The organism is Epilithonimonas hominis (assembly GCF_003730015.1).
Lineage (GTDB): Bacteria > Bacteroidota > Bacteroidia > Flavobacteriales > Weeksellaceae > Epilithonimonas > Epilithonimonas hominis.
Genome location: NZ_RJTU01000018.1, coordinates 1 through 24,896 on the forward strand (window position 1 = coordinate 1; position 24,896 = coordinate 24,896).

Sequence of the window (24,896 nt, forward strand, 5' to 3'; positions counted from 1 at the left end):
GGTGGTTTAAGGAGAGACTACATACACCCGAAACAAAACGAAGATTAATATAAAGGTAAAATTACCTGATAATAGATTTGTTGACGAACTATTGAATTTTTATAAAATGTACAGAATCTATGATACAGATTATATCTTTCCTATTTTGAAAAAAGATAAATCAGAATATACAGATGATGAATTGAATAACAGGAAAGATTCGGTAAGAAGGTATTTCAATAAACAGTTGAAAAAACTTCTTCAATTATGCGAGATAGAAAAAAACATTACTTTCTATACCGCCAGACATACTTTTGCAACAGCTGCTTTAAGAAACGGAGTTAATATCCATACAATAAAACAATCTCTTGGACATCAAAGTATTACGACTACAGAAAATTACCTTGAAGATTTCTCGGATAATGAAGTTGATAAACAACTTGAAAATATTTTTTAATGAAATTTTACGCAATCATAAAACTCCCAATTATTGGGAGTTTGTCGTATAGTTGTAATATCTACGACTTTATTTTATTGATAATATATTCCACGAACCAATTAGGCATATCCTCTTCATCTACATATAATGTCATAACTTTATTATCCACTTCTGCAATCATCTTCATATTGTTGGAATTATCAAAAAGATAAGCCCGGTCTGACAACTGAATGGCATCATAAGCATTATCTAAAGTAGGTGTGTATCTTGATTTCACTTTTGCTTTATCGACTTTGTGGCCACCTTTTGCAACCCTGTTTTCAACGCGGGAAACATTAATATCCGGATTGTCAATACATACAAAATAAAGATATATCCTATACCCTTTTTCCCTAGCCAATTTAAGTTCATTGAGCTTGGATGGATGGCTCATAACACTTTCGAAAGAAAAAGTTTCTTCCTTCTCTAACAGTTTTTTTCTGATGAAGGAAGATATTAACGATGCTTCATAGCTATGAGTATCTTTGGATTTGTCAACGATGATATTTTCTTTTAAAGAAATGTCAATAGAATGATTTGATTCTTCTGATTTCTTAAGAAGTGTCACAGAATCTTCTTCTTTTAGAAAATGATCAAAATCCTGCTGACTTACTTTTAAATTGAAAGAATCCAGGTCGAGAAACCCTGTTTTAAGAATTTCTTTTTCAATTTCATCGGAATTAATATAAACTCCAGAATTATAATTATGCTTTTTAAATTCTTCATACAAACTCGACTTTCCAGAACCATTGGGACCACAGAAAAGGCGAAGTTTCTTTTTTACAGACATAGCTTGCTTCCTTTTCTTAGCCCTGTTTTTTCAGAGGTAATTTTATCAACTTTTCCTGCTTCTACCCATTTATCTTTATGAACGGTATAAATAACGCCACTTTTCAAAATAGTATATGGAATATCTAAAACTCTTGATGCTCTTTGCGCATTAAGAGATGCTCTTCTTGCTGATCTTCTCAAACTTCTGTGGCCAGAAGCAGAAATCACTCTTTTTCTGATTTGTTTTCTCTCTCTATTAGTCATTGCAAGTATCTTTTACTATACGAATATACAAAATATCTGCGATATTGTTATTTTGAACAAGATCTCTCTTTCCTTTGTTTTATTATTTGGTTTTATTAAATCATAATGCCAACTGTTAAAGACAAAAACCTAATGAGTACATAAAAAATTAAGATAATGTTTGCTCTAGCAACCCTTTCCAAATAGTAAAACCTTTATTGTCATCAGAATAATCGTGAACAATTCTTGAAAAGTTTTGTGGATTGGTCTCCAAATAAGTTTGTCGCCCTTTTTCTCTGATGATGTTCAATTCTTTGTCAATTTGTTTTACGGTGTCAATCAAAACCGATTTACTTTTGTCGGTATGCCAAATATAGGTTGCTTCTTCGGTGTCTAATGTTTCTAAAATGACGTGATAGTTTTGTTCTCCTGCCAACAGAAAGACGAATGAAAACGGCTGTAAAACAAACCGCAGTTTCATTATATTTCGTTCGTGTTTTTCGGCTAAAAATTGAATGTGCTGTGAATGTTTGTATTGTTTCCCTTTCAATAAATCTTCTAAAATATTTTCGGTATCAGAATAAATATTTTGATTTTTTGCAAGCTCATTTGTGGAGAGGATATTTTGTTTTAATGTAGGAATTTGACTGATAAAACTTTTGTTCAAAAATTGAAATTTTACGCTTTCAACGATTTCTTTATTGATATTTTCAAGGTCTGATGATGTTGCTAATTGCGACAAAATCACTCCACTTTCTATTTCGGCATAAACATCAATCGTAACCATTTTTGATTTCAAAACCTTGATAAAATAAGGTTTCAACACTTCAAATTCTGGTCTGAATTCTTCGTTTTCGATTTCAAAATCAAATCGTTGGTTACTTTCTTTATCAATGTGTTCAAAACCAACATTGCCGTACCTGAAATCCAAATCTTCTATGGCTATTTTTATTTGCTTTTCTATAATGAAACTCTGTCTTTCTGGAATAATTTCGGTCGGTTCGTCAAACAGACTTGCTTGCCTTACAATCTGACGGTAATAAGTGTTGCGTTTTAAAAACAGTTTGTTCAGATAATCAATTTTGATATCCCGATAATCATAGATTGTCGGATTGATTTCCGAACGTTGCACACGTCCGATATACTGAATCAGCTTGCCTTTGAAAGAAAAAGGGTACACCAAAAACAAGGAACTGATATTCGACAAATCCGAACCCTCTCCAAAATATTGCCCTGTGGTAATCAATACCTGAAAATTGCCTTGTTGTAAAGTCTGCCATTTCGATTTTCTGTTGGCATCAGAATCATCTCCATTTAAAGTAACGACTTCGTAAGATTGTTTCAAGAAAAGGTAAAGTGTATCAATATGCTCTTTTCTTTCTGTGATAATAGCAATTCGTTTTCCTTGGGAAAGTTCGTTTTTGATGTCGTTCAGAATCAATTTGTTTCGTTCAGAATCGTGAACCAGTATTTTTGAAAGTGTTTCAAAGTTGTCCGTTTTGGAATTGAAAGGAATATCCAAATTAGTATTTCTGACAATGATTTGAGCGTGTTTGAAGTTCTCAATTTGGTTGCTACTAATTTCTGAAATAATTTCTCCAAGAAAAGCAAAAATCAGTTTGTCATCATTGTATTTTCTGAACGGAGTTGCTGTCAATCCGTAGAGATAAAATGTGTTTAATTTCTCAATCGTATTGCGAAAAGTTTCGGCAGGAATATGATGACATTCATCCACTAAAATAGTTCCGAATTGATTCTGGATTTGCTCTATTTGTTTCGGTAAACTTTGGATAGTCGCTATGGTAATTTGCTTGCCTATTTTTGTTTTTCCCTGACCTATAATGCCGATTTCGTGTTTCGGAATCCCGAGAAAAGCCTGAACCCTTTCCTGCCATTGTTCCAATAATTGTTTACGATGCACAACAATTAAGGCAGGTTGTTTTTTCTCTGCAATAATCTTTAAACCCATTATCGTTTTGCCCGAACCGGGCGGAGCAACGATAACTCCAAAATCCTTTTTTGAAATTGTTTCAATAACTTTTTGCTGATGCTTTCTCAACGTAGCATTGAACGAATAAGGAATTTCTTTTTTTGATTTTCGGTTATCCTGAAAATCAAAATCTAAGTTTTGTTCTTTACAAAATCGAAGGATTTTTCCGATAAATCCTCGTGGAATGATGATTTCATTTTCTGTTTCTTCAACGAGTTTAAAATATCGTTCTGTTCCGAAAGTATTTTTACCTGATTTTTGCTTGATGAAGAATTCCGAATTGGCAAAATTCAGTTCTTCTTTCAGAAAATTGATGAGTGGTGTTGTCAATCCATCTCGTTGAATACGAATGTTATGTTGAAGTGTAATGGATAGTTTGTCATTATGGTTTTTAGAAATTGGCTGATTTTGCGTTGTTGAAATTTCCTGAAATAATTTATCCAATTCTTCAATTGAAGTTCGTTTAATTTCATTCAAAAATTGCCATTGATTAGGATATGGTTCAAAAGTTTCAGGGTTGACAAAGCAACTGTTTCCATTCTCCATTGCAGGTTTGAAAAACGGTAAAGCAATCAAATTCCCTAAACCTTTTCCCGAAAGAAAATCCTGATTGGGAAATAGTCTGTCGAAACTTGAACTTTTGTCAAACATTGAAAAAGCTCCCGATTGTTCTAAAATAGAAATGAAAATTTTCCTGTTTCTGATTGCAGGATATGGCTTATCAAAAAATACCCAAACGTGTCCGCCATTTCCCGAACGGGACCTTTCCAAATAGGCAGGAATGTTTTTTTCTTTACAAGCATCTAAGAAATTTACGGCTTCTTCTTTCCAATTTTGTTTGTCAAAATCAGCCACTAAAAACCAAGAAGTATTATCTGGTAGTAATGGATAAACTCCAATTTGCTGAACGCCGTTTAAGTGTTTTTGGAGTTCATTATCGGTAAGTGGTAAATAATTTTTGTGTGGATAGTTTGCAAAAGTTCCACCATTCGATTTATGGATGCGATAGTGATATGGATCATAATGATAAGAAGGCATATAGCCCGATTTTCCTGATTTTTCCCAGCGAACAGCGAATACGTCTTCACGTCCTTGGAAGAGCGAGCGGAAGGTGTTTATATGTTCGTTAGAAATATCATTCATTAACGATTGTTTTACTCCTCTTTATCATCGTATTCATTCCAATAGAACATCGCCCCTTCTTCATCAACTGTTTTGTAATATTCTAAAAGCTGAATAAACAAATCATCGCCAATTCCGTGTATTGTGAGTGATAAAAGCGTGTCTAAACAATGTTCAATTTCTGTAGAATCTTTAGATTTACAATCAATAAGAGTCACAACTTCGTTTTTCAATGCAGGTAAATGCACTGACAAAGATTGGTTGAATGCTTCAATTATTTGCTTTAAGTCGTTCACTAATTGCTTATCCATTTCACACTTTTAAATTGGTTCGGTAATCAACTCTTCATTTAATTGAACATCATAATAATCTTCCAGGAAAGCATCAATTATATTCTGATTAGGTTCATTGATTAGAAAATCAATATCATCTTCAGTAAATTCCGGAATACCAAAATTTTTGATATAAGTTCCGTTCAAGGAATAATATGCTGATGAATAAGGTTTGCTTGTTGTTTTGATATAATACCAAAATAAACGTGATTCTAAAATCTTCTTTACCAACAGCATTTCCTCTTCTGAATGACCTATAATTGCTTGACCATTGTAGAACAGCAAATCATCATCATTACTGATTAGATAACTGGGAATTCTATCCGAAAACTTTGGAAAAAACAATTTATTGGCAACCTTTTCTAATGATTGTGTTCTTCCAAAAGCAAACCATTTTTCATATTTACCTTTACCTTTATCCCGCTTCGCCAAATCTTCTTTTTTCTTCTTCAGATATTTATAGGCGTAAGGATATTGCTCTTTCAATATCTCTTCCTCAAGAGCTTTAGGCTTAATTTCGCCGTCGTATGGAAACAAAACTTTCTCTTTTACCTCATCGAAATTTATATCTCTGCTCAGTTTATTGGAGTTCAAAATGTCCTTGCAAATTCCTTTTTCAATTGGGTGAACAATACCGTTTTGGAGATAATAAAAATTTTCGTCTTCTTCAACAGGCTTAAAAATGTAAATGTCATTTTTTAACGTAGCTATGCCGTGTCGTGTTTTATATTTTTCTCCAAAAGGCTTTCCTACTGCTTCAATACGTGAGATAATTTCATTATCATTTAAGTTCCAACCATTTTTTGCATCAAGATTTCTGTAATTGATTCTGCTGTATTGATTTCTATTTGTTGGTAATTCTTTGTGTTCTGATTTATAGTATTCAATATAGGTTCGCTTTGAATTTTCAAGAAAACAAATACAAGTATATGTGCTTTTCGATTTAAAAATTTGATTGGTACCAAAATCTACAATTCTTATTCCTGCATTACGTTCTTCAAAATAGTTTCTTAACGCCCTACCGTTTAAACTTTTGAAAAAAGTATTCATTGTGATAAAGCCAAGAATACCATTCTCTGCAAGGTTTTCGTACCCAATTTGAAAAAAAGGAATATACAAATCCGGATTTCCGGTAGTGCAAACTTCCCAAAGTTTCACATTTTCTTTAGCGTTATCATCAAGATTTCGAGCTGAAACATAAGGCGGGTTTCCGACTACGATTTGAAAGCCATCAAAGTCTGAATAATGCTCTTGCCAATTAAAAAGCAAAGCATCTCCCTGATGTATATTAAAGTGAAAAACTTCTACATCTTCTCCTTCAGATAAAGCCAACAATGACAATAATAATTTACTACGTGTTACTGAATATTCCTGAATGTCTAAGCCAAAAATTTGATTTTGAAAAATTTCTTGATAAGTATTTCCAGTTATTCTTCTTAGTTCTTTAGCTGAATTATATAAAAATCCGGAACAACCGCAGGCAATATCCGCAATTGTAACTTCACTAAGATTATTTCTTTGGTTGCGAAATGTTTGTGCTACGATATATTCTCTAATTTCTGAAGGTGTATATATCGCTCCATTTACAATCCTGTCTGAAGGGGAAATTACGAACTCGAAGAGTTCGATTAGTTTTTCGATATTAAAATCTTCTATTTCACTTTGTACAATTTCAATGAACTGTAATAACTTTTCTCTTTTTGTCGATTTTCTCTTTGAGATAGAATAGTTTCTTAGAAGCTGATTGTTTATTAAATTTAATCCATTAATTTCAATGAAAGCAGACACAATTAGTTTATCCACTTCTTTTGGAGGTAGAGCAGATGATTCGAGGAATTTAAAAACCTTTGGGTTCATCTGAATAATCTATTGTTCCTTACTTAAAAAATTTCTGTATTTATGAAATTCAATATTTAGATTAATGTATTCATCTTTAACTTCATTTGAAACGTTCACATTTTTTTCGATGACATCCCCGAGTAGGTCAATTTTTTCAATCAATTTATCCAACGCCCAAATTATCTGATATCGCTTTAAGAACAATTTCAAACTTTTGTGCATATAGACTGCAGTAGCCGACCCTTTCATAGCAAAAATATTTCCATCATTGTCCCTATCAAAATGTTCATTAAAGTTTACATCGCAAGGATCTAAATACTCATTTTCATCATCTGATTTTAGTACATTCACATAAGAACAGCAATAAACCAAATTAGAATAGGATGTTTCAAGTTCGGGAAATTTACTTTTCGGCTTAAAGTGGTCAATATGAAAAGTCTTCGGACCTCCAAACCAAAAATCACTACAATCGGTATAACCACATTTTTTCCTAAAATCCGTTCTAAGATACGGCTTGAAACTACGGTAGTTTGCAAATGTCTTTTTACAAGTCCTTTGTGGGGTGTCGGTTCTAAAATCAATTGCCATTATCTTACTTGTTTAGCTTATTAATCATATTATCTACCCTGCTTAATAATTCACCTAATCTGTCAGTATTTGAAGACAATTTATACTCGTTTGGTATCGAAGAACTCTTGTCAACTGATTTTTCAATGAAACCATCCAATTCTATGATTCTTTGCTCTTCATCATAATTTGCTTTCCCTGCTTTTTTCTTTTCCAATAATTGAATCAACTCTTCTTCCGCATTTTTTAATTTTGATTGATAATGATTTATTGAAGCAATTACCCTGTCTAAAAATGTGGCTTTTGCCTTTGTCGTTTCTTCTTTATTTGACTTGTGTAAAATATTTTTTACATATATTTTATTCACATCATCAGTTTGATTAATTGCAACATCATCGAAGGCAGTTAACACTATAAATGGGAAATCTGCTCTAATGGAAAGAAACGCTTCAAGTAGTTCTGTTCCATTATACGGAACGTTATAATCTATATCAATTCTTTTTTCATTCAAATTGAAATCTGTGATGATTGCATCTGGTGATGTTTCAATGATTTTTTCAATCATCGAATCTAAATCTGCCAAAGGCAGCTGTGTTAGCGGAGCAATTTCTCCTGCCCTTGGTGATTTTTCTACGTAATCTAGAAAATCATCGAAGCTGTCTTTTTCCTCATCAATAAAGAGTATTTTATACTTGTCCATCTTTTTGTCTTTTATATTTCATAGGAAAGGAAACTCTTAAACCAAACCCATTTTCTGGGAACAATAGTTTTAGATTTCCATCGTTTTCTTTCACAATTGACTGAACTAGCCACATTCCCAATCCAGTACCTTCTTCTTCAGCAGTATGCGGATTTCTTCGGGTAGTAAATAACGGTTCAAAAATAATTTCTGGTTTTTCAATATCCTTGGATAATCCTGTGCCATTGTCAGAATAATCAAAAATTACTTCCCTGCCGTTAGAATGAACTTTTACTTGGATTTGTCTTTGCCTATTTTCTCTCATCAAATTGAACGCTTCAATAGAATTGACCAATAAATTATTAAAAATACTATCAAGGTCAATCTCAAAAACTCTTAATTCAATATCTTCTATTTCTGTAACTTCTAAAAGAATACCTCTTTCGTCTAAAACAGTTATCCAATCATCTTTGAACTCATTAAAATAATTTTTCAGGAAAACCTGTGGTCTCTTTCGTTTATCCTTTCGAGTAGCCCCTAATGAAAAATTTAACCAATTTTGAAGTTTTATATCCTGCGTTCTTATTCGTTCTATTTGAGAAAAAGGATTCTTTCTTCTTTCAGATTGTTCATAATCTTCTTCTTTAATTTTTTCAGAAATAAGCTCCTTTAATTTATCCGTTCTTGAACTCAATACATCATTCAATTTGCTTAAATCGTGGCTAAAAGAAGCCAAGACAATACCACTACTTGCTAATCCTCTTAATACTTTTTGCTCATCTTTAAGTTTTTCGATTTGTTCTTCTTTACGTTCTATCTCAATTGCTAAAATCTCCTTTTCTCTATCACTTGCTTGTTGTTCTTCGGATGTATTATCATTGGTAGCAGCATTATTAGGATTATCTTCCCTTTGCCTTCTTTTCTCACGAGAATCTGCAACAATTTTTTTAGCCAAATCTTCAGCTTTTTTTCTATCCCTTTCTGCTCCAAATCTTTCATCATCATACGCATCCATTTCTCTTGCAATAAATGCCCTGTCGTCTTCAAAAACATTAATTATCCCTGCTAAAAGTTGCTTAAACACATCAAAAGTTTTGTTATTCTGCAAACCTTCTCTGCTTGATTTATCTTCAAAATTTACGTTGGTTAACCTTGAAATTTTTACAGCTCCAGCCACATTTTCCGGCTCAACTCTATATCCGCCTTCCGGTTTTGCTACACCCGCAGGACTTGCCGCTTTTCTATTACCTAAACTTAACCAATCAAACGCTGCATCTTTTGCCTCTCCGTATGGTCTTACCCTGAAGTTATCTCTGAATAGTTTAATTCCTCCAAATTTATTCAACCAATCTTTACGATTATTTGACATAAATCCTTTGTAAAAGAAACGGCTTGCGTCATCGCTTGAATAGCTTCTTTTTAGGAAGTAAAATGTAAATTCAAAAACTCCAATATTGTCAAACGTATTATCCTCGTCACGTTCTTTAAACCCCATCAATATTTGAGAAAATGATGTTTCCTTTTTCCAAAATCCTTGGAGGAAATCTTCTTTTCTATAAGGCTCATTCTTCATCGCTTCTCTCTGAAAAAATCCATTTGGAATTAACTCAACATCATACTCTTCACGATAAACTGTAATTGAAATATTTTGATTTTCATCAGCCTTTGCAACTAATTTATAATCATAATCATCACAGACAGAACCTAAGACTTCTCCATATTTATTTTGCTCCAGAGAACTAAAAAGATATATTTCAAACTCCCCAACTTCTTTTGGCGGCACAAGTACTTCTAAATCGGTGAAAACTTGGTCGACATAAAAATTTTCCCAATTATCTCTTAGATTTGATATTTTTAAAATCGTCCCAAATTGAGCACTTTCTTCAAAATTAATTTTTGATAAATCCAAGGATGGTATTTGTGCTTCAATTTCTTCAATTATTGAATTTGCATTTATGCCAATCAACTCTGCATCAACTTTGTCTATTGTTTTAAACTCTCCTTCAAAATCTTCCCAATTAACAATCCATCTATAGCCCGAGTAATCAGTTGCAGCACCATTCTCATCTACATCGTTTTCGTGTACTTCTGGATTAAATATTGTTGTCATCTCACAAATACCACCTAATTTATCAAGGGCAAATCGACCAATTCCTTTAGCACCTGCTTTTACCCTACCAGACTTAGTAAAAACATCATTTGCCTTGTTGTCCGTTCCTATAGTCATCCAATAATCACGAATGATTTTTTGGGTCATACCTTCTCCAGTATCAATAATGTATAATGAACAAAACTTAGCTATTGTGTTTTTGAGCTGTTTCTTTTTTTCTTCATCAACATCTTTTTTAATTACATAAGTATTGTCGGTTTCAATATCCCTTTCGTATAATTCAAATATTTCGACTTCTGGTATTCCTAAAGACTTTAATTCGCTTACATATTCTTCAGTTATTTCATTTAAAACCGTTGAAAATTTATTATCAAAATATACAATGCTAATTTTACTGTCAGCGTCATAACCATTTTTGACCAATTCAATAATTGCTCCTTTGGAAGAAGCTATATTTTCCCTTCCAATAAGCCTAGCAGTTCTTGCCGAAACCTTAAAAGGAATTTTAGTGCTATTATTGTAATTAGTCATTGAACAATGTGGTTAATTTAACATCCAATTTTTCTGCAATTTTTACAAAAGTCTTTAGCGGCGGTTGTACTTCATTTGTACACCATCTTGAAACAGTAGCTTCATTTTTACCTAACTGCTCAGATAGCCATTTACTACTCAAATTCTTTTCTGCAAGTACTACTTTCAACCTATTAATTGCTTTTTTACTCATATAAATTGCATATTTTGTAAAGATATTGATTTTTTCAATCTAAAAGACCCTGTCGGAAATTTATTTTAGCCTTTATTGTGACTAACCCCTGCTTTGCAGTAAACCTCGAATTTTTTCTCTTGTCGAAATCAAGATTTATTTATTGAAATTATACCCAATTTAAAAAAGTAGGAAATCCTTATTTCCTGAAAAAAATGTTATTTCAAAGAAATACTTGTGAAAAAAAAGCACCAACTTGTTTTTTTGCATCAAATATCGGCTAACTATATTGCTGTTTTCTTTGTCAAATTCAAATTATTCCACTATTTTTAACATTAACTCTTTCTATTTTATTCTCAAATTTTAGTCAAATCGCATTGAACATTTTGTCCCAAATACATACCAAATTTGGTACAAAATTGTCAACAATTATTAGTGATAAAATCTTACTTTTGATATTCCAATTTAGGAGAAAACCTTTCTCGTTTGCTAATCAAATCCAATCACCAAAATTCTGGTGAAAAACAATTAACAAATGAAAAAAGTATACCCCACCCGCACCAAAACCGCCCGCATCACACTCCGTCTTTCGCAGGAACTCAAAAACCAATGGCAATCGCACTGTAATAAATCCAATATTTATTTATCCGATTTCATCATCAATACGGTTGAAGGGAAAATGCTTGAAAATGACAGAAAAGAGATTATGGCTTTCATCGAAAAGCAAGGGAATATTTTCGCTAAGATTGAGAATAATATCAATCAGATTGCCCGTTTCATCAATACAGAGAAATACCTATCCAAAGAACTTCTCAATGATTACAACCAAAAACTTTCAGAACTTAATAGTCTGAAAACCGAGCAAAACCGAATCATCAAAAAAATCTACACCGAACTTGCCAAATGATTGTCAAAATACTCAACAAATCGTCAAAGGAATTCAACGGAGTTTCTTATAACGACAAGAAGATTGATAACGGAAAAGGCGAGCTTCTGTCGATGAAAAACTTTCCTCCTTACATCAATTCTTCTTCCGGAACACAGGATGTCAAGAATTATTTCAAAGCCCTGTCAAACAATAACAAACGGATTCAGAATCCGCAATTTCACTGTACGATTTCCGCTCAGGGAAGGACATATTCAAAAGATCAATTGTCCGACATTGCCGACAAGTTTATGGATAAAATGGGTTATGGAAAACAGCCTTTTATAGTGGTTTTTCATAATGATACTGCAAACAATCACGTTCACATTGTCAGTTCAAGGGTGAATAAAGAAACCGGAAAACGCATCGACCGTGATTTTGAGAAATACCAGAGTCAAACCGCTTTACAGGAAACCTTGAAAGAACTTTACGGAACCGATGTTCACCAAAAACTGGATAAGCTTTTAGATTACAATTACAGCAATCTCAGCCAGCTTCAGAAGCTGTTGGAAAACAGCGGCTACGGTTGCTATGAAAAGGAGAACCGGCTGAAAATTACCCAAAACGGAGTCTTTCTGAAAGATATTGACATCGGTACAATTAATTTTTCTGAAAAAATATTTGACGATAACAGAAAAAAACAGATATTTGCACTGTTCAAAAAATACAAAGAGGTTTATTCCAATCAGGCTTTCAAAGTCTCGGACGAAAAACAAAAATACACCTCCTACCAATCGGAACTCCAATTCCAGATCAAGAAGAAATTCGGAATTGACGTTGTTTTCTCACTAAAGGATGATAAAATACCAATCGGCTACACCATCATCGACCATCATACCAATACGATTTACAAAGGCAGTGAAGTAATGAAAATGGAAGACCTCTTCAAGCTCACTTCCGAAGCGATAGATAAAAAGCTCTTTGACATTCTGACCAATTCTAATGTAACAACCGAAACAAAGGAAGCATTTAAAAAGCATTTGGAAGACGAGTACAAATGCAATGTCCACGATTGTATGATTTTTTTGAAGCCCACTTCAAAAACGTCTTACAAAATCTGGCAAGAGTCAAGAGATGTAACAAAGGATTACATCCGGAATTTTGGAAATGCAGAACATTCGGGCGATAAGATAGCCATTATCAGCTTTGCCAATGCATTGTATGTTATCAATAAAAACGAAAATGTCATTTTCAATTTAAAAGAATTGGTCGGAGATTATTATCTCAATCTTTATCTGTCCCAAAACCTTCATCCCCAAAATTCCGGAAAACATCCTGTTGTAAGCGGTGTGCAGGTTCCCGTTTCGTCAAGTCCGGAAGCATTACTCAAATTATCTTCCGTTTTTGATATTCCGGGAACAGCATCACCGACAAACGAAGAACACGAAAATAACCGCAGGAAAAAGAAAAAAAAGAGATGATTATCACTTTTGCCAATCAAAAAGGCGGTGTTGGAAAAACCACGCTTGCCATTGCGTTTGCCAATTATCTTTCCCTGTTTACCGATAAAAAGGTCAATGTCATCGATTTTGATTTTCAGCGTTCCTTTTACAGACAATGGTCGGAAGACAAAGAGCTTCCCGGAGATTATCTCTATGAAGTCGAGAAAATTTCGGAGGAAAATATCCATCTTACCCAAAATGAAAAAATCCTCAGCCAGCTCAAAGCCGGCGAAGAAATATTTTTATTCGACACCGCAGGCAATATCCAGAACAATTACACACAGGTTTTGCAATACAGCGATGTGGTGGTGATTCCTTTTGAATATTCCAACGTGACGATGATGTCCACCGTTCTGTTTCTCAACTTGTTGCAATTAATCAAAGTGAATGCGCAGTTATTCTTTATTAAAAGCAATATGAGAAAGGACGACCATTACGAACTGAAATCTGTAATGGATGACGAATTCGGAAAACTCGGAACGGTTATCGGTAAGCCGGTATTTACACGGAAATGCCTGCTCCAAATCAATACCAAATTATTGACATACGAGCAGAAAATGGCGGTGAAAGAAACTTTTGATGAACTCATCTACCACTTATGGGAATCTTAGACCAATATGTCACGGATGAGGACAAAGAAGAACTTTCCAAAAATCTGAAACTGCCTGCCAATCAACCAAACCCCGGTGTAAATACAAAAAAGAATCAAGCAAAATCCAACATTTCGGAATCAGAAAATAAGAAAACCTTAAAAAAGATACAGCGTTCCGAAGCCGGACATTCTGAAACGGATGACGAATTACAATCTGTCATCAATGATTTTGTCGCTACTTACAAGCAAAGCGACAAGGCCGGAAGAATGATTCGGATTCAGAATGCGCATTACAGGAAATTGGTCAGTCTGCGTGCAGACGGAATTTCCGTGAGTGAATTTATCAGCTTTGCCGTTCATTATTTTCTGAGCTCGAAAGATATTGATTCGATTATCAAACAATTAAAACCATAAATCAATGGGGAAAGTCATACTGATTACCGGCATATTGTACATTTTGTACTATGCCGGAAACCTTGTTTACGACTTGTTTATAAAAAAACCGATTGTGGTCACCAATCAAAACGAGGGCGAGCTTATCAGTCTCGGTTCGATTATGGAAATCGAACCTGAACCGGTAAAAAACATCCGTGAAGAGGAAGTCGAAGACCTTAATACGCCCAATTCTTATCAGCTCGATGATGAAGAATTATTATTTTCCGACAATGATCAAAACAGTCACAAAGAACGCTTTGAAGAAGAGAACGAAATAGAACAATTTTCCCTCACTGAAACACAAGAAGCAGGCACCGAAAATTTGAATTCTCAAACAGAGGAAAAGAAAGCTTTGGAAGAAAAAGAAGAACAGCAATCGTTTCTTTCCAGGCTTGGTGTAGCAATTGGCATTGGCGAAAAGGAAATAACTTCGAAATCAAAAGAAATCATTCCGATAAAAATTTCGGATGAAGCCTTTCGTAATTTCTTTGAGAAAGCAAGTAATCACATTGTGATTGCTAATGACAATGGTCAGAATTTTTATAAGTCAAGTTTAGTTTATTAACAGTTAGTTAAGTTAAATAAGAAGCACTAAGAGTGCTGTTTCGGTTCCTGAATATTCTGCAGAATGTTCAGGAATTTTTTTGTGCAAAGTCCGGACGAGCACAATCGTAAAAACACAATTCAAATATCATTTAATCAAAAATTTAAAACATTCTAAATGAAAAAGAATATCATAAAAACATTTAAAAAATCAACGATTATTAAGGGAACATTTGCAGTTGCCTTACTGTTGGCATCCAATATTGCTTTTGCCCAATCAGGAGGAGCCGGAGCCATTACTTCCGCCACTTCCGATATTGAAGAATATGTAGAGCCAGTTTCCAATCTCGTGCAGATGATTGGAGCTGTGGTCGGGATTGTCGGAGGTGTCCGAATTTATAACAAATGGAACAACGGCGACCAAGATGTCAACAAAGAACTGATTGGCTGGGGCGGAGCGTGTATCTTCCTTTTGCTCGTTCCAACGGTAATCCAGGCGTTCTTCGGAATCTAAGATTATGGAAGAGCGAACCTATTTCTTATACAAGGGGCTGAAAAAGCCTCTTGTTTTCAAAGGATTGAAAGGAAAATACATCTACTACGCAGGTGGAAGTTTTGTTGGAACGATGATTTTGGGTGTGATTCTCAGTAAGATCATTGGGTTTTTCATCGGCATTGCTCTGGCTTTCGGGATTGGTGGCGGGCTGATGTGGAACGTCTTCCGACTTCAGAAGACCAAAGGCTTATACAACAAAACCATCAACCGCAATGAAGTTCACATTCTCCCAATCCGAATCAAATTAAAACAACATTTCCAAAAAGCGGAAACTTAAAAAAAATATCAAATGAAAAAGAAAGTTTTCAGTCTTCCTTACATCGGATATGACTACGGTTCCGAATTAGGTGCGCTTTATGATGTACTCATCGGTGAATACGGAAATCCCATCGTTGCCATCAAAATCAAAAATCTGGTCACACAATATTCCGCAGACCGTGAGCTGTATCTCAAATACCATTCGGTTCTACTGAATATCATCAGCATTATTGGAGAAGGGCATATTGTTCAGAAGTTGGACATTTTCGATAAGAAAATATATCAGGCTGAACCGCACGAAGAGTATCTTCAGCAGACCTATTCAGACCATTTTGAAGGCAGATTGTACAAAACCATCGATACTTTATTGGTCTTTACACACAGAATCGACCAAAGCAAGAAGAAAAATCAGTACAAATATTCCGACAAGAAGTATAAAGAACTTCGGGACAAATCAGAGAAAGTATTTATGCTCCTAGAAGAGAACGGTTTTGAGCCAACTTATTTTCTTGAAAAGGATTTTGAATATTACATTTCCTCCACGCTTTCAATGAATTTCGGAAAATCGACCAAAGCAATGGACAATCTCCGTTCGATGGATAACCATCTGAAAATAGGCAGCTCTTTTGTAAAAGCCATTTCCCTTGTGGATGTTGAAAACATTGAGCTTCCCAATGATATTTCAGCTTATACGACTTTGGGAGGAAACGGAGCCACCAAAAATACCGCAGTGGATAATTTTGCTTTTTTGAATGATCTGGAATTGTACGAAACGGTTATCTACAACCAAATCATCGTGATTCCCGAACAGACAGAACGGGTAAAATTCCTTGCCAACAAACGCAATAAACACGAAGGTTTTCAGAATGAACCACTCAATAAAATCTGTGCGGAAGAAATCACGCTTTTGCTGGATAATATTGCCAAAGACGGACAATTGATTGTTGATGCCCATTATTCATTGATTGCTTGTTGCAAAACACAGGAAGAAATGGAAAAAACGCAGTCAATGGTTGAAAACCAATTGTTCCAAAAAGGGATTATTACCAGTAAAAACACCTACAATCAATTGGAATTATTCAGGACTTCGCTCATCGGAAATGCCAATGAACTGAAGGAATACGACCTGTTTACCACGACGAGTGAAGCCTCGTTGTGTTTTTTTTTTAAAGAAAGCTATCCCATAGATGAACACTCCAATTTTTATCTGCGCTTTACCGACAGACAAGGTGTTCCATTGAAAGTGGATACATCGGATTTGCCGATGACCACCAATCGGATCAATAACCGGAATAAGTTCGTACTCGGACCTTCGGGAAGTGGTAAATCTTTTTTGATGAACAATATCGTTGAGCAATATCTGACCTATAATTACGATGTGGTGATTGTCGATACTGGAGACAGCTACAGCGGAACAGCTAAATATAAAAACGGAAAATACATCCAGTATACCGAAGAAAAGCCCATTACAATGAATCCATTTGTGATGGATAAGGAAGAGTTCAATATCGAAAAAATCGAATTTCTCGGAAATCTGATCTTTCTGATTTGGCAAGGCACAGATTCATCGATGAGTACAACACAGAAATCCATTTTGGATAACTTGCTATTGGCATATTATCATCAGTTTTTCAATGGCGGAACCGATTGGTATGAACGTAAATCTTCAACCGAACTGATTCTGTATCTGAAGAAATACAATATCTATGAAGAGGAAATATATGCTGACTTTGAAAATGGTTTTCGGGAAAATGAAAATTATTATCACATTCTCGGCATTCCGATGACCGCAGAAAAAGAGGACATCAAAAAAGCCTTCCGAAGATTAGCCATTCAGTACCATCCTGATAAAAACCTGAACAATAAAGATTATGATGAATACCTTTTCGATAGAATCCATCAGGCTTATGAAACGCTTGGAGATGAAAACAAAAGAAAGGCTTACGACGAAACACAATTGGTATTATCCAATAAGAAAATCCTCAAAAAACCGGAAATCAATTCGCAAGAATGGAGCGATTCATTCCGAAAAGCATTGATTAAAAAAGTGGTCGAATTGGAAGAAAAGCTATTTGTAAAAGAATTGTCTTTCAACACCTTTTATGAATATTCAGAACAATTTCTTCCAATCTATTTGTCTAATAAAAAGTTCAGGATTGCTGAAAGCGAGTTCAACCTCAGAACTTTTCTCTATGTTTTGGCAGACTTTTACAAAGGTGGACGATACGGAACCACGCTCAACGAAAGTGCTGACAACAGTTTATTTGATGAAACTTTAATCGTATTTGAAATTGATAATGTAAAAGATAATCCGAAACTTTTTCCGATTGTCACGCTCATCATTATGGACACCTTCATCCAAAAAATGAGACTGCGGAAAGACCGCAGAAAAGCTCTCATAATAGAGGAAGCTTGGAAGGCAATTGCATCAAAATTAATGGGTGGCTACATCCTTTATCTCTACAAAACGGTTCGAAAATTCTGGGGTGAAGCAGTGGTGGTAACACAGGAATTAGATGACATCATCGGAAATGCGATTGTAAAAGATTCTATCATCAACAATTCCGATACGTTTATCCTGCTTGACCAAACCAAGTTCATTGATAATTTTGATAAGATTGCCAAGCTTCTTTCTCTGAACGAAGTGGAACAAAGCAAGATTTTTACCATCAATAATCTGAACAACAAGTCTGGCAGAAGCCGTTTCAAAGAGTTTTATCTCAAGCGTGGAAGCAAAGGCGAAGTCTATGGGAACGAGGTTTCCCTGCATCAATATTTGACCTACACTACTGAAAAACCTGAGAAATCTGCGATTGAATATTATGTTCAAACCTTCGGAAATTATCAGCAGGCGCTTGAACAATTTGTGGGAGACATTAGCAAACTAAGTGACGGACTTCCCAATTTAGTAGCATTGGTTAATCTTTACCAGCAACCGATTGATGAAAATTTGATTGCATTTTACCATTCTTTCAAAAAGCAGAACAAAGGCAAAGACTTCTTCAAAGTCCTAAAAAGGGAATTGTTCAATCACGATATGAATCTACAGGAATTTATCAAAACAAAATCTCAAACCTATGAAAAAATTTAGCACATTTATTTTGGTATGGATGCTATGCTTCATCAAAGCACAAACACCATACATTGACGTTTTAACTGCTCCTGCAATGGCTTTGTATGCCACACAGATTAAAAACGAGCAGGAAAAAACCGTGGACGAAATGAACAAGCTTCAACAGGCACAGGCATTTGTTTCAACACAGATGGTTTTAGCGAACGATATTCAGAACAAGGTGTACAAAGGACTGAAAGAAGTGAACGGAACATTGAAAAATGGAATTCAGGTTCAGAATATTTACAACAATCTCAACAAGATCATTACGAACGTAAACGGCATCTACACCGAAGTTCAAGATGCTCCAGAATACAGTGTTTTTACCTATAAATCCGTCCAGCTTGTCACCAACAAAGCCACGGATATTTATGCTGATGTTGCAGATTTACTCACTAGCGGAGACTTGAACCTCGCTACATCTGGAGACCGCAAACGTTTGTTATTCAATATTGAAAACAACACCCGTCTAATGAATGTCTATTTGATCAATGTTCGATGGGCAATTAAAAGAGCCAAGAAAAAGGGATTTTGGAAGTCCATCAATCCGTTTCAAACTTATGTCAATACCGACAAAGCTATTTTCGAGCAGATTTTGAATAACGCAGGAACTTTAGGATTATGAGAAATTTTTATATCAAAATGTTATGTATTTCGATAATCATTTTCTCTATCTCATTAAAAGCACAAGGCAACTACATCTGCTATTATCTCATCAATTCCGAAATCCAAAAGACGATGGAGGAAAACGAAAAACAGAAAGAAATGAGAAACAAGCAACTAACTAATCTGGGACTCGAATCTGCCAACAAGGAACAATGGACAAAATACAAAGAAGTCAACGAAAAAATCCGAAGTCGGCTCAACAATCTGTCTTTTGCAATTCAGGCAATTCCGACTTCGGTCAACATCGTGAGGGAGATTGACAAAATCTACGAAATCCAATCCAAAATTTACAATGAATTGTCTGATGCTCCAATCTGGATTCCGCTCGCTTTGGGAGGACAGTACGAGTTCATTGACCAGCTTCAGATGGACATCCGATTAATGGCAGGCATTGTACTTTCTTACGGAACCATCAACGGAATGGAAAAAGCCGAAAGGAAAATCCTTTTGGATTATGCTCAAAATGAAATCAAAACTTTGAGACAGCAATCTTATGCAACCTTACAGAAAATCCTTAACGTCAAAAGGAAAATGAAATTGAGAAATAATCTTTTCCAAAATTGGATTAACCGTGATAAAAAAATCATTCAGGATATCATTAACAAAGCAAATCTTTACTAAAATGAAAAAATTTTTGTTGATGTTGCCTTTGCTATTTTTCGTCAAAGGCAATGCACAATATTACTATCAGCTCTATTACAATCTCGAATTGCAGGCACAGGTTACGGCAAATCAGGCAGTGCGTGTAGCTTCGGAAAAGCTGTATCAGAATTCCTACGAAAAGCAACGGAAATCCTATGATGACATCAAGGAAAAGGTAACTCAAGTGGTCGTGATAAAAAATCATATTTACAACCAATTACGAAACGTTAATTCCGCTTTGAAGCAGGGGAAACAGTTGGAAGCTATCTATTATGATTTTTCAAAATTATTGGGTAATATGGGAAAGATGCTCCAGCTGTCCGCGCAAAAGCCCGAGTATTCTCTTTTGATCACCAACTATTATTCAAAACTCTATCTCCACGCTATGAACTCTTATGAGAATATCAGCAGTAGTGTCCTGAATGAAGAGAACGATTACCTAATGGACAGCTACGATCGACAGAAAATCCTTTCAAAGCTCCAGCACGAAATCAAGATTATGAACGGATGGACAGTGCATATCATCAATTATCTTCGGAATGCAGAAAAGAAACCTTATTTCCGGCATATCGGAGTGCTGAACGGCTGGTATAATCAGGACAGGGCAATGATTCAGAATATCATCAATAATTATAACTACAATCTTAATGGTTGGTAAAACTTTAGGCTATGAAAAAGGTATTCATTATAACAGCAATAATTCTGACATCTCCGTGGTTTAATGGTCAAAGCATCAAAAGAATCAAAGACAAGCATATTGTCGGGCAGGAAAAACGCCAGGTTTTCTATCAATGGGGAGATTGGCAACCAAAGCCAAACTATGTTTTCGGGATACAGGTCAACTATGCCTATGCAATGGTTTGGGGCTGGCTTGCTCCCAGCAGAAACCGTCAGTACAAAGGCGGAAGCGACATCCGCCCACTTTCACCTTGGGGATTGCAAAATCAAAGATATGCCAGTACGCTTGTTCAGCAGGACAGAACCAAAGAAATTCAGGATCGGTCGAAAAATACGTACGAAGAAAATCTGAAGGAATTTTATCACTACACAAGTGCGACTTCTTCCACAGATCCTTTGTATCTGCTGTATTACAAAGATATGCTGAAAAGCCTTGACAATTTCGACACCAGTTCGCCTGTTCCTTATGAGTGGGGATTTACTTCTCCACAAGCTTGGGAACGGTTCAACAATTACGGAATCATCGGGGAATGCAAACGGAAAATTGATGTAATTCAGGATCAATATCACATCGCCAAAATCGTAGATATGCCGAGAGGAAAAAGAATTTTGGCGTACCACGATTGTCTTATCGAATGGCGGAAAATGCAAAAATATCTTGCCTATCTGAATAAACAGGGCGAAAACCGCTTGAAAGCAGAAGCCAAACTAAAAAATTACAAAACCAAACATCCTGACAAAATCACCAAAGAACGGCGCGATGCCGAAATCTTTGTCGATGTGATGACAGGGCATTTATAATTTTCACAAAAAATGAAATCAACACTATATTTAAAAAGCATTACTCTGACAATGCTTTTTTTCATTCCTTGTCTTGTCTTCGGACAGGATACCCATTCTGATGAATATTATCAGAAGGCAATGGATTTTTTGCAGGGCGAAGGCGTATTGGAAGGTTGGTTTACAGAAAAGTTCCTGCCTTTGTACGACAGCTTTATGACCGCTGAATATGGGCAGTTTATCTTGTTCGGTCAAGCTGTAGCGGGAATCGGAGCGTTGCTCTATCTCGGAAACATCGGCTGGCAAATGATTAGCGGAGACCGTGAATGGGAAATCGTTCCGATGCTCAAACCTTTTGCCATCGGGCTCGTGATTATGAACTGGGTGGGATTTGTCGGACTGATCCGAACACCTCTTATTAAATTGCAGGATGTTTCCGAAAGCAGTTTTGTTCAAAGCCAGCAGGAACTCAATTCCCTGCGTTGGGTAAGATTCAAAAAGCAACAGCAGGTTGTTGACAGAATCATTGAAGAGCAGGCAAAAGCACAGGCAGAAATCGAACAGCAGGAAGCCGGAGATAAGTCCCTAATTGAAGAAGGTTTGGATATGGTCGGCGATGGACTGACTAGCTTGATGAGTCCTATTTACGAACTTTATCTTCGTTTACAGGTCGGACTGCAACTAGCCATTTCGAGTATGCTGGAACTGATTGGATTATGGATATTAAGAGTTTGTGTGTATGGAATATTCTTTATCCAGCTCATATTTTCCACGATCTTGATCATTGTCGGTCCGATACCAGTGGGCTTGTCCGTTTTTCCTGCATTTTCAAGCTTTCTTTCTCAGTGGGCTGCAAGATTTATAAATATTAATCTCTACGGATTTGTCGCATTCATCGTCCTAAAAATCGGAACCTTGCTACAACTGTTTGCTTTTGAAGCAGAGATCGAGCGCTACGATCAGATTATAAACCAGGATGGAAGCATCAAAAATATGGACTTGTTGCTCACGTATTCCGGAAGTGGAATTATGTCCTTCGGACTGGTCATTGTCTGTTTTCTGATCACAGCCGTAGGAATCTTATGTGTTCCGACACTTGCTAATTACATCATTCCTTCTGGAAGCAGTAACACAGGAACTATGTCTAAAATGAAACGTGCAGGAATGGCTATTGCAACTAAAGGAACTTCACTTTTAAAATAAAATTATGGCAATCGTAAAAAATATCGAACAAAAAATAAAGATCAACAAAGTCACTTCCATCGGATGTATTGTATTATCTGTTATTATCGTGATTGCAGGATTTGTGTTTTCCTACAAGCAGATTCAGGATGCCCGAAAATCCATTTATGTATTGGACAATGGCGTTCCGGTTTTGGTCAAACAAACCGATCTATTACTGAATCGCCCTGTGGAATATAAGGCACAGATTGACCAGTTTCATTCTCTGTTCTTCACACTTTCTGCGGATGATGATTACATCAAAGACCAAGCGAAAAAAGCATTGTATCTGATCGATGATAGCGGAATGAAAGAATATATGAATCTGAAGGAAAAAGGGTTTTACAATCAGATTATTTCCTCCAACTCTGTAATGACTGTGAAGGCAGACAGTATCAAACTTGATGAGCAGAACTTAAGATTTACCTATTACGGAAAGCAGACCATTAAGCGGAAAACACAGCTTATCATCCGGAGACTGGTAACGGAAGGTTCTATCAAAGACGTTCCTCGCTCACCCAACAATCCGCACGGCGCATTGATCGAAAAATGGAAAACATTGGATAACTCGGATATATCCGTCAAAGAAAAATTCAGATAATGGAAAAAGAAACTACCATCAAAAAAGAAAAGTCTCCGCTTTGGAAAAGAGTGGAAAATTTTGCAGAATCACAACCCCGGAAAGCATTTTATATAATGTTCGGATTAATATTATTCTCTGTCCTTTTCTCCATCGGGAACCTGATCTACATTCAGAAAGTTTCCGTTCCTAAGTATGAAAAGATGAAAAAGGAAAACATCTTCAAAGATGCCACCAACTCTCTCGCAACTCCAATCCGGGAAACAGAAAAGATAATGGATATGAGGGAAGCAATGAAAGAGCTTGAATACTACCGCAGGAAAACAGTATTAAACGGTTCGGACAGCATCCACATCAAATACCTGTTGGATAAATATCAAATAAAAAAATGAAATGAAGAAAATCAATTTAAAACAACCCAAATACATTCTTCCTCTGATTGCCCTGCCTTTTGTTCTGATGGTCGGGCATTTTTTTAACCAGTTCTCGGAAGGAATGTCGAAAGACAAAAACCAGCTGACAACGAGCAAGGATATTTCCACGGATTTCGGAAGTATTGGTGAACGTTCAGATATTAAAGGAAAAACCGATGCTTATGCGGATTTTTTTGATAAAAAAACGGACGGAAGAACGATGATTGACGGTTTCGGAGACGAACAGGACAGCTTGCAATCGTTTGACGACAATCTTTCCGATCGCCAGAAACGTTATGTGGACAGCCTTAATTATGCCCGTGAAAAAGAAAAACTCAATAATCTTTCCCGACAATCCCGTCAGCAATCCTATTACAATGCAATGGATGGAAGGCAAAGTCGGCAAAGGGAAGACGAACAGTACGAACGCAGTATGAAGATGTTGAAAATGCTCAATGGCGACAATGACAATCCGAAAAATTCGGAAAGTTCTGAAGGAAAAAATAATGAAGCTTCTGATTGGAAAAATCAACAAATGTCGCTAATGCGTGAGCAAATGATGCTGATGGATAGCATCGAGAAAGCCAATAATCCTGAACTGAAAGAGCAGGCAAAGGCTTTGGAACGAATGAAAAAAAATGATAAGGATGTTGACTTCTTCCTCAATTCGACACTTAAAGTGACCAAAGCTTCCAAAAGTGCGGATTTCAACTCCATCTATAAGCAGAAAGAAAGCTCTTTTATCAAAGCGGTGATTGACGAGAACATCAAAGGTTTTCTCGGAAGCAGAATCAGGATTCGTTTATTGGAAGATGTTTATGTCGGCAATACCAAAATTACCAAAGGAACACCTTTATATGCTCTGATCAGTGGATTTTCTCTACAAAGAGTCAATTTGTATATTGTTTCCGTGATGCATCAAAATGAAATTCTTCCCATCAATCTTAATATTTATGATATTGACGGAATGGAAGGTTTGTATGTGCCAAGTTCTGCATTCAGGGAAATGACACGGACAATGGGTCAGAATATCGTACAGGGACAAAATCTCTCCAGCGGAAGTACGGATTTTTTCACGAATACGATTTCATCCGTTTATCAATCCACTTCCAAAACCATTGCTGATTTGATAAGAACCAACAAGGCGAAAATCAAATACAACTCTTTCGTCTATCTCATCGATAACAAAGAACTCGAAAACCGAAAAAAGAACATTTACAAAACCAACACCCAACCTTAG

The 24,896-nt window shown here is 35.7% G+C and carries 26 protein-coding genes; 17 read left to right on the forward strand and 9 right to left on the reverse strand.

Annotation, left to right across the window (positions count from 1 at the left end):
- Positions 1-106: 106 nt before the first annotated feature.
- Positions 107-436 (forward strand): tyrosine-type recombinase/integrase, encoded by a 330-nt coding sequence (locus EGH73_RS02590; protein WP_184808061.1) that lies wholly within the window; start codon positions 107-109, stop codon positions 434-436.
- 61 nt (positions 437-497) lie between these two features.
- On the opposite strand, the gene EGH73_RS02595 is transcribed toward EGH73_RS02590, so the two are convergent.
- The 9 genes from EGH73_RS02595 to EGH73_RS02635 form a co-directional block, all read right to left on the reverse strand.
- Positions 498-1,247 (reverse strand): hypothetical protein, encoded by a 750-nt coding sequence (locus EGH73_RS02595; RefSeq protein WP_123280550.1) that lies wholly within the window; start codon positions 1,245-1,247, stop codon positions 498-500.
- Positions 1,238-1,492 (reverse strand): hypothetical protein, encoded by a 255-nt coding sequence (locus EGH73_RS02600; RefSeq protein ID WP_123280551.1) that lies wholly within the window; start codon positions 1,490-1,492, stop codon positions 1,238-1,240. The genes EGH73_RS02595 and EGH73_RS02600 overlap by 10 nt, the downstream gene beginning before the upstream one ends.
- Positions 1,493-1,640: 148 nt before the next feature.
- On the reverse strand, positions 1,641-4,604 hold the full coding sequence (locus EGH73_RS02605; RefSeq protein ID WP_123280552.1) for a DEAD/DEAH box helicase: 2,964 nt from the start codon (positions 4,602-4,604) through the stop codon (positions 1,641-1,643).
- 11 nt (positions 4,605-4,615) lie between these two features.
- On the reverse strand, positions 4,616-4,894 hold the full coding sequence (locus EGH73_RS02610) for a hypothetical protein (RefSeq protein WP_123280553.1): 279 nt from the start codon (positions 4,892-4,894) through the stop codon (positions 4,616-4,618).
- A 9-nt stretch (positions 4,895-4,903) separates the two neighbouring features.
- A complete protein-coding gene (locus EGH73_RS02615) occupies positions 4,904-6,772 on the reverse strand; it encodes an Eco57I restriction-modification methylase domain-containing protein (protein WP_123280554.1) in 1,869 nt (622 codons plus the stop codon).
- Between the two features lie 9 nt (positions 6,773-6,781).
- On the reverse strand, positions 6,782-7,342 hold the full coding sequence (locus tag EGH73_RS02620; RefSeq protein ID WP_123280555.1) for an HNH endonuclease family protein: 561 nt from the start codon (positions 7,340-7,342) through the stop codon (positions 6,782-6,784).
- Positions 7,343-7,346: 4 nt separating this feature from the next.
- Positions 7,347-8,021 (reverse strand): response regulator, encoded by a 675-nt coding sequence (locus EGH73_RS02625; RefSeq protein ID WP_123280556.1) that lies wholly within the window; start codon positions 8,019-8,021, stop codon positions 7,347-7,349.
- Positions 8,008-10,641, reverse strand: a complete 2,634-nt coding sequence (locus EGH73_RS02630; RefSeq protein WP_123280557.1) for an ATP-binding protein — start codon at positions 10,639-10,641, stop codon at positions 8,008-8,010. The genes EGH73_RS02625 and EGH73_RS02630 overlap by 14 nt, the downstream gene beginning before the upstream one ends.
- On the reverse strand, positions 10,634-10,834 hold the full coding sequence (locus tag EGH73_RS02635) for a helix-turn-helix transcriptional regulator (RefSeq protein ID WP_123280558.1): 201 nt from the start codon (positions 10,832-10,834) through the stop codon (positions 10,634-10,636). Before EGH73_RS02635 ends, EGH73_RS02630 begins: the two co-directional genes overlap by 8 nt.
- 514 nt (positions 10,835-11,348) lie before the next feature.
- Here EGH73_RS02635 and mobC point away from each other — a divergent pair.
- The 16 genes from mobC (at position 11,349) to traM (ending at position 24,896) form a co-directional block, all read left to right on the forward strand.
- The gene (gene mobC, locus EGH73_RS02640) at positions 11,349-11,720 is read left to right on the forward strand and encodes a plasmid mobilization relaxosome protein MobC (RefSeq protein ID WP_123280559.1); all 372 of its coding nucleotides are present in this window, start codon (positions 11,349-11,351) and stop codon (positions 11,718-11,720) included.
- Positions 11,717-13,159: a relaxase/mobilization nuclease domain-containing protein gene (locus EGH73_RS02645; protein ID WP_123280560.1), complete on the forward strand. Its 1,443-nt coding sequence runs from the start codon at positions 11,717-11,719 to the stop codon at positions 13,157-13,159. The genes mobC and EGH73_RS02645 overlap by 4 nt, the downstream gene beginning before the upstream one ends.
- Complete coding sequence (locus EGH73_RS02650) at positions 13,156-13,791, forward strand: ParA family protein (protein ID WP_123280561.1); 636 nt, start codon at positions 13,156-13,158, stop codon at positions 13,789-13,791. Before EGH73_RS02645 ends, EGH73_RS02650 begins: the two co-directional genes overlap by 4 nt.
- A complete protein-coding gene (locus tag EGH73_RS02655) occupies positions 13,779-14,186 on the forward strand; it encodes a hypothetical protein (protein WP_123280562.1) in 408 nt (135 codons plus the stop codon). The genes EGH73_RS02650 and EGH73_RS02655 overlap by 13 nt, the downstream gene beginning before the upstream one ends.
- 4 nt (positions 14,187-14,190) lie before the next feature.
- The gene (locus EGH73_RS02660) at positions 14,191-14,772 is read left to right on the forward strand and encodes a hypothetical protein (protein ID WP_123280563.1); all 582 of its coding nucleotides are present in this window, start codon (positions 14,191-14,193) and stop codon (positions 14,770-14,772) included.
- Positions 14,773-14,928: 156 nt separating this feature from the next.
- The gene (locus EGH73_RS02665) at positions 14,929-15,264 is read left to right on the forward strand and encodes a DUF4134 domain-containing protein (protein ID WP_184808062.1); all 336 of its coding nucleotides are present in this window, start codon (positions 14,929-14,931) and stop codon (positions 15,262-15,264) included.
- A 4-nt stretch (positions 15,265-15,268) separates the two neighbouring features.
- Positions 15,269-15,583, forward strand: a complete 315-nt coding sequence (locus EGH73_RS02670; protein WP_123280564.1) for a DUF4133 domain-containing protein — start codon at positions 15,269-15,271, stop codon at positions 15,581-15,583.
- A 12-nt stretch (positions 15,584-15,595) separates the two neighbouring features.
- Entirely contained in the window at positions 15,596-18,655 is a 3,060-nt protein-coding gene (locus EGH73_RS02675; RefSeq protein WP_123280565.1) for a TraG family conjugative transposon ATPase, read from the forward strand.
- Complete coding sequence (locus tag EGH73_RS02680) at positions 18,642-19,301, forward strand: hypothetical protein (RefSeq protein ID WP_245985387.1); 660 nt, start codon at positions 18,642-18,644, stop codon at positions 19,299-19,301. The genes EGH73_RS02675 and EGH73_RS02680 overlap by 14 nt, the downstream gene beginning before the upstream one ends.
- Positions 19,298-19,963 (forward strand): hypothetical protein, encoded by a 666-nt coding sequence (locus tag EGH73_RS02685; RefSeq protein WP_123280566.1) that lies wholly within the window; start codon positions 19,298-19,300, stop codon positions 19,961-19,963. Before EGH73_RS02680 ends, EGH73_RS02685 begins: the two co-directional genes overlap by 4 nt.
- 1 nt (position 19,964) lies before the next feature.
- Positions 19,965-20,642 carry a hypothetical protein gene (locus tag EGH73_RS02690; RefSeq protein ID WP_123280567.1) on the forward strand — a complete coding sequence of 226 codons (678 nt, stop codon included), beginning with the start codon at positions 19,965-19,967 and terminating at the stop codon, positions 20,640-20,642.
- Positions 20,643-20,653: 11 nt separating this feature from the next.
- Positions 20,654-21,463: a hypothetical protein gene (locus tag EGH73_RS02695; protein WP_123280568.1), complete on the forward strand. Its 810-nt coding sequence runs from the start codon at positions 20,654-20,656 to the stop codon at positions 21,461-21,463.
- Between the two features lie 12 nt (positions 21,464-21,475).
- Positions 21,476-22,645, forward strand: a complete 1,170-nt coding sequence (locus tag EGH73_RS02700; protein ID WP_148041675.1) for a hypothetical protein — start codon at positions 21,476-21,478, stop codon at positions 22,643-22,645.
- 4 nt (positions 22,646-22,649) lie between these two features.
- Positions 22,650-23,264, forward strand: a complete 615-nt coding sequence (gene traK / locus EGH73_RS02705) for a conjugative transposon protein TraK (RefSeq protein ID WP_123280570.1) — start codon at positions 22,650-22,652, stop codon at positions 23,262-23,264.
- Complete coding sequence (locus EGH73_RS02710) at positions 23,264-23,635, forward strand: hypothetical protein (protein ID WP_123280571.1); 372 nt, start codon at positions 23,264-23,266, stop codon at positions 23,633-23,635. The genes traK and EGH73_RS02710 overlap by 1 nt, the downstream gene beginning before the upstream one ends.
- A gap of 1 nt (position 23,636) precedes the next feature.
- A complete protein-coding gene (gene traM / locus EGH73_RS02715) occupies positions 23,637-24,896 on the forward strand; it encodes a conjugative transposon protein TraM (RefSeq protein WP_123280572.1) in 1,260 nt (419 codons plus the stop codon).

Coding starts and splice junctions, on each gene's coding strand:
- EGH73_RS02590 (WP_184808061.1), top strand. CDS start 107: ATGTACAGAATCTATGATACAGATTATATCTTTCCTATTTTGAAAAAA.
- EGH73_RS02595 (WP_123280550.1), bottom strand. CDS start 1,247: ATGTCTGTAAAAAAGAAACTTCGCCTTTTCTGTGGTCCCAATGGTTCT.
- EGH73_RS02600 (WP_123280551.1), bottom strand. CDS start 1,492: ATGACTAATAGAGAGAGAAAACAAATCAGAAAAAGAGTGATTTCTGCT.
- EGH73_RS02605 (WP_123280552.1), bottom strand. CDS start 4,604: ATGAATGATATTTCTAACGAACATATAAACACCTTCCGCTCGCTCTTC.
- EGH73_RS02610 (WP_123280553.1), bottom strand. CDS start 4,894: ATGGATAAGCAATTAGTGAACGACTTAAAGCAAATAATTGAAGCATTC.
- EGH73_RS02615 (WP_123280554.1), bottom strand. CDS start 6,772: ATGAACCCAAAGGTTTTTAAATTCCTCGAATCATCTGCTCTACCTCCA.
- EGH73_RS02620 (WP_123280555.1), bottom strand. CDS start 7,342: ATGGCAATTGATTTTAGAACCGACACCCCACAAAGGACTTGTAAAAAG.
- EGH73_RS02625 (WP_123280556.1), bottom strand. CDS start 8,021: ATGGACAAGTATAAAATACTCTTTATTGATGAGGAAAAAGACAGCTTC.
- EGH73_RS02630 (WP_123280557.1), bottom strand. CDS start 10,641: ATGACTAATTACAATAATAGCACTAAAATTCCTTTTAAGGTTTCGGCA.
- EGH73_RS02635 (WP_123280558.1), bottom strand. CDS start 10,834: ATGAGTAAAAAAGCAATTAATAGGTTGAAAGTAGTACTTGCAGAAAAG.
- mobC (WP_123280559.1), top strand. CDS start 11,349: ATGAAAAAAGTATACCCCACCCGCACCAAAACCGCCCGCATCACACTC.
- EGH73_RS02645 (WP_123280560.1), top strand. CDS start 11,717: ATGATTGTCAAAATACTCAACAAATCGTCAAAGGAATTCAACGGAGTT.
- EGH73_RS02650 (WP_123280561.1), top strand. CDS start 13,156: ATGATTATCACTTTTGCCAATCAAAAAGGCGGTGTTGGAAAAACCACG.
- EGH73_RS02655 (WP_123280562.1), top strand. CDS start 13,779: ATGGGAATCTTAGACCAATATGTCACGGATGAGGACAAAGAAGAACTT.
- EGH73_RS02660 (WP_123280563.1), top strand. CDS start 14,191: ATGGGGAAAGTCATACTGATTACCGGCATATTGTACATTTTGTACTAT.
- EGH73_RS02665 (WP_184808062.1), top strand. CDS start 14,929: ATGAAAAAGAATATCATAAAAACATTTAAAAAATCAACGATTATTAAG.
- EGH73_RS02670 (WP_123280564.1), top strand. CDS start 15,269: ATGGAAGAGCGAACCTATTTCTTATACAAGGGGCTGAAAAAGCCTCTT.
- EGH73_RS02675 (WP_123280565.1), top strand. CDS start 15,596: ATGAAAAAGAAAGTTTTCAGTCTTCCTTACATCGGATATGACTACGGT.
- EGH73_RS02680 (WP_245985387.1), top strand. CDS start 18,642: ATGAAAAAATTTAGCACATTTATTTTGGTATGGATGCTATGCTTCATC.
- EGH73_RS02685 (WP_123280566.1), top strand. CDS start 19,298: ATGAGAAATTTTTATATCAAAATGTTATGTATTTCGATAATCATTTTC.
- EGH73_RS02690 (WP_123280567.1), top strand. CDS start 19,965: ATGAAAAAATTTTTGTTGATGTTGCCTTTGCTATTTTTCGTCAAAGGC.
- EGH73_RS02695 (WP_123280568.1), top strand. CDS start 20,654: ATGAAAAAGGTATTCATTATAACAGCAATAATTCTGACATCTCCGTGG.
- EGH73_RS02700 (WP_148041675.1), top strand. CDS start 21,476: ATGAAATCAACACTATATTTAAAAAGCATTACTCTGACAATGCTTTTT.
- traK (WP_123280570.1), top strand. CDS start 22,650: ATGGCAATCGTAAAAAATATCGAACAAAAAATAAAGATCAACAAAGTC.
- EGH73_RS02710 (WP_123280571.1), top strand. CDS start 23,264: ATGGAAAAAGAAACTACCATCAAAAAAGAAAAGTCTCCGCTTTGGAAA.
- traM (WP_123280572.1), top strand. CDS start 23,637: ATGAAGAAAATCAATTTAAAACAACCCAAATACATTCTTCCTCTGATT.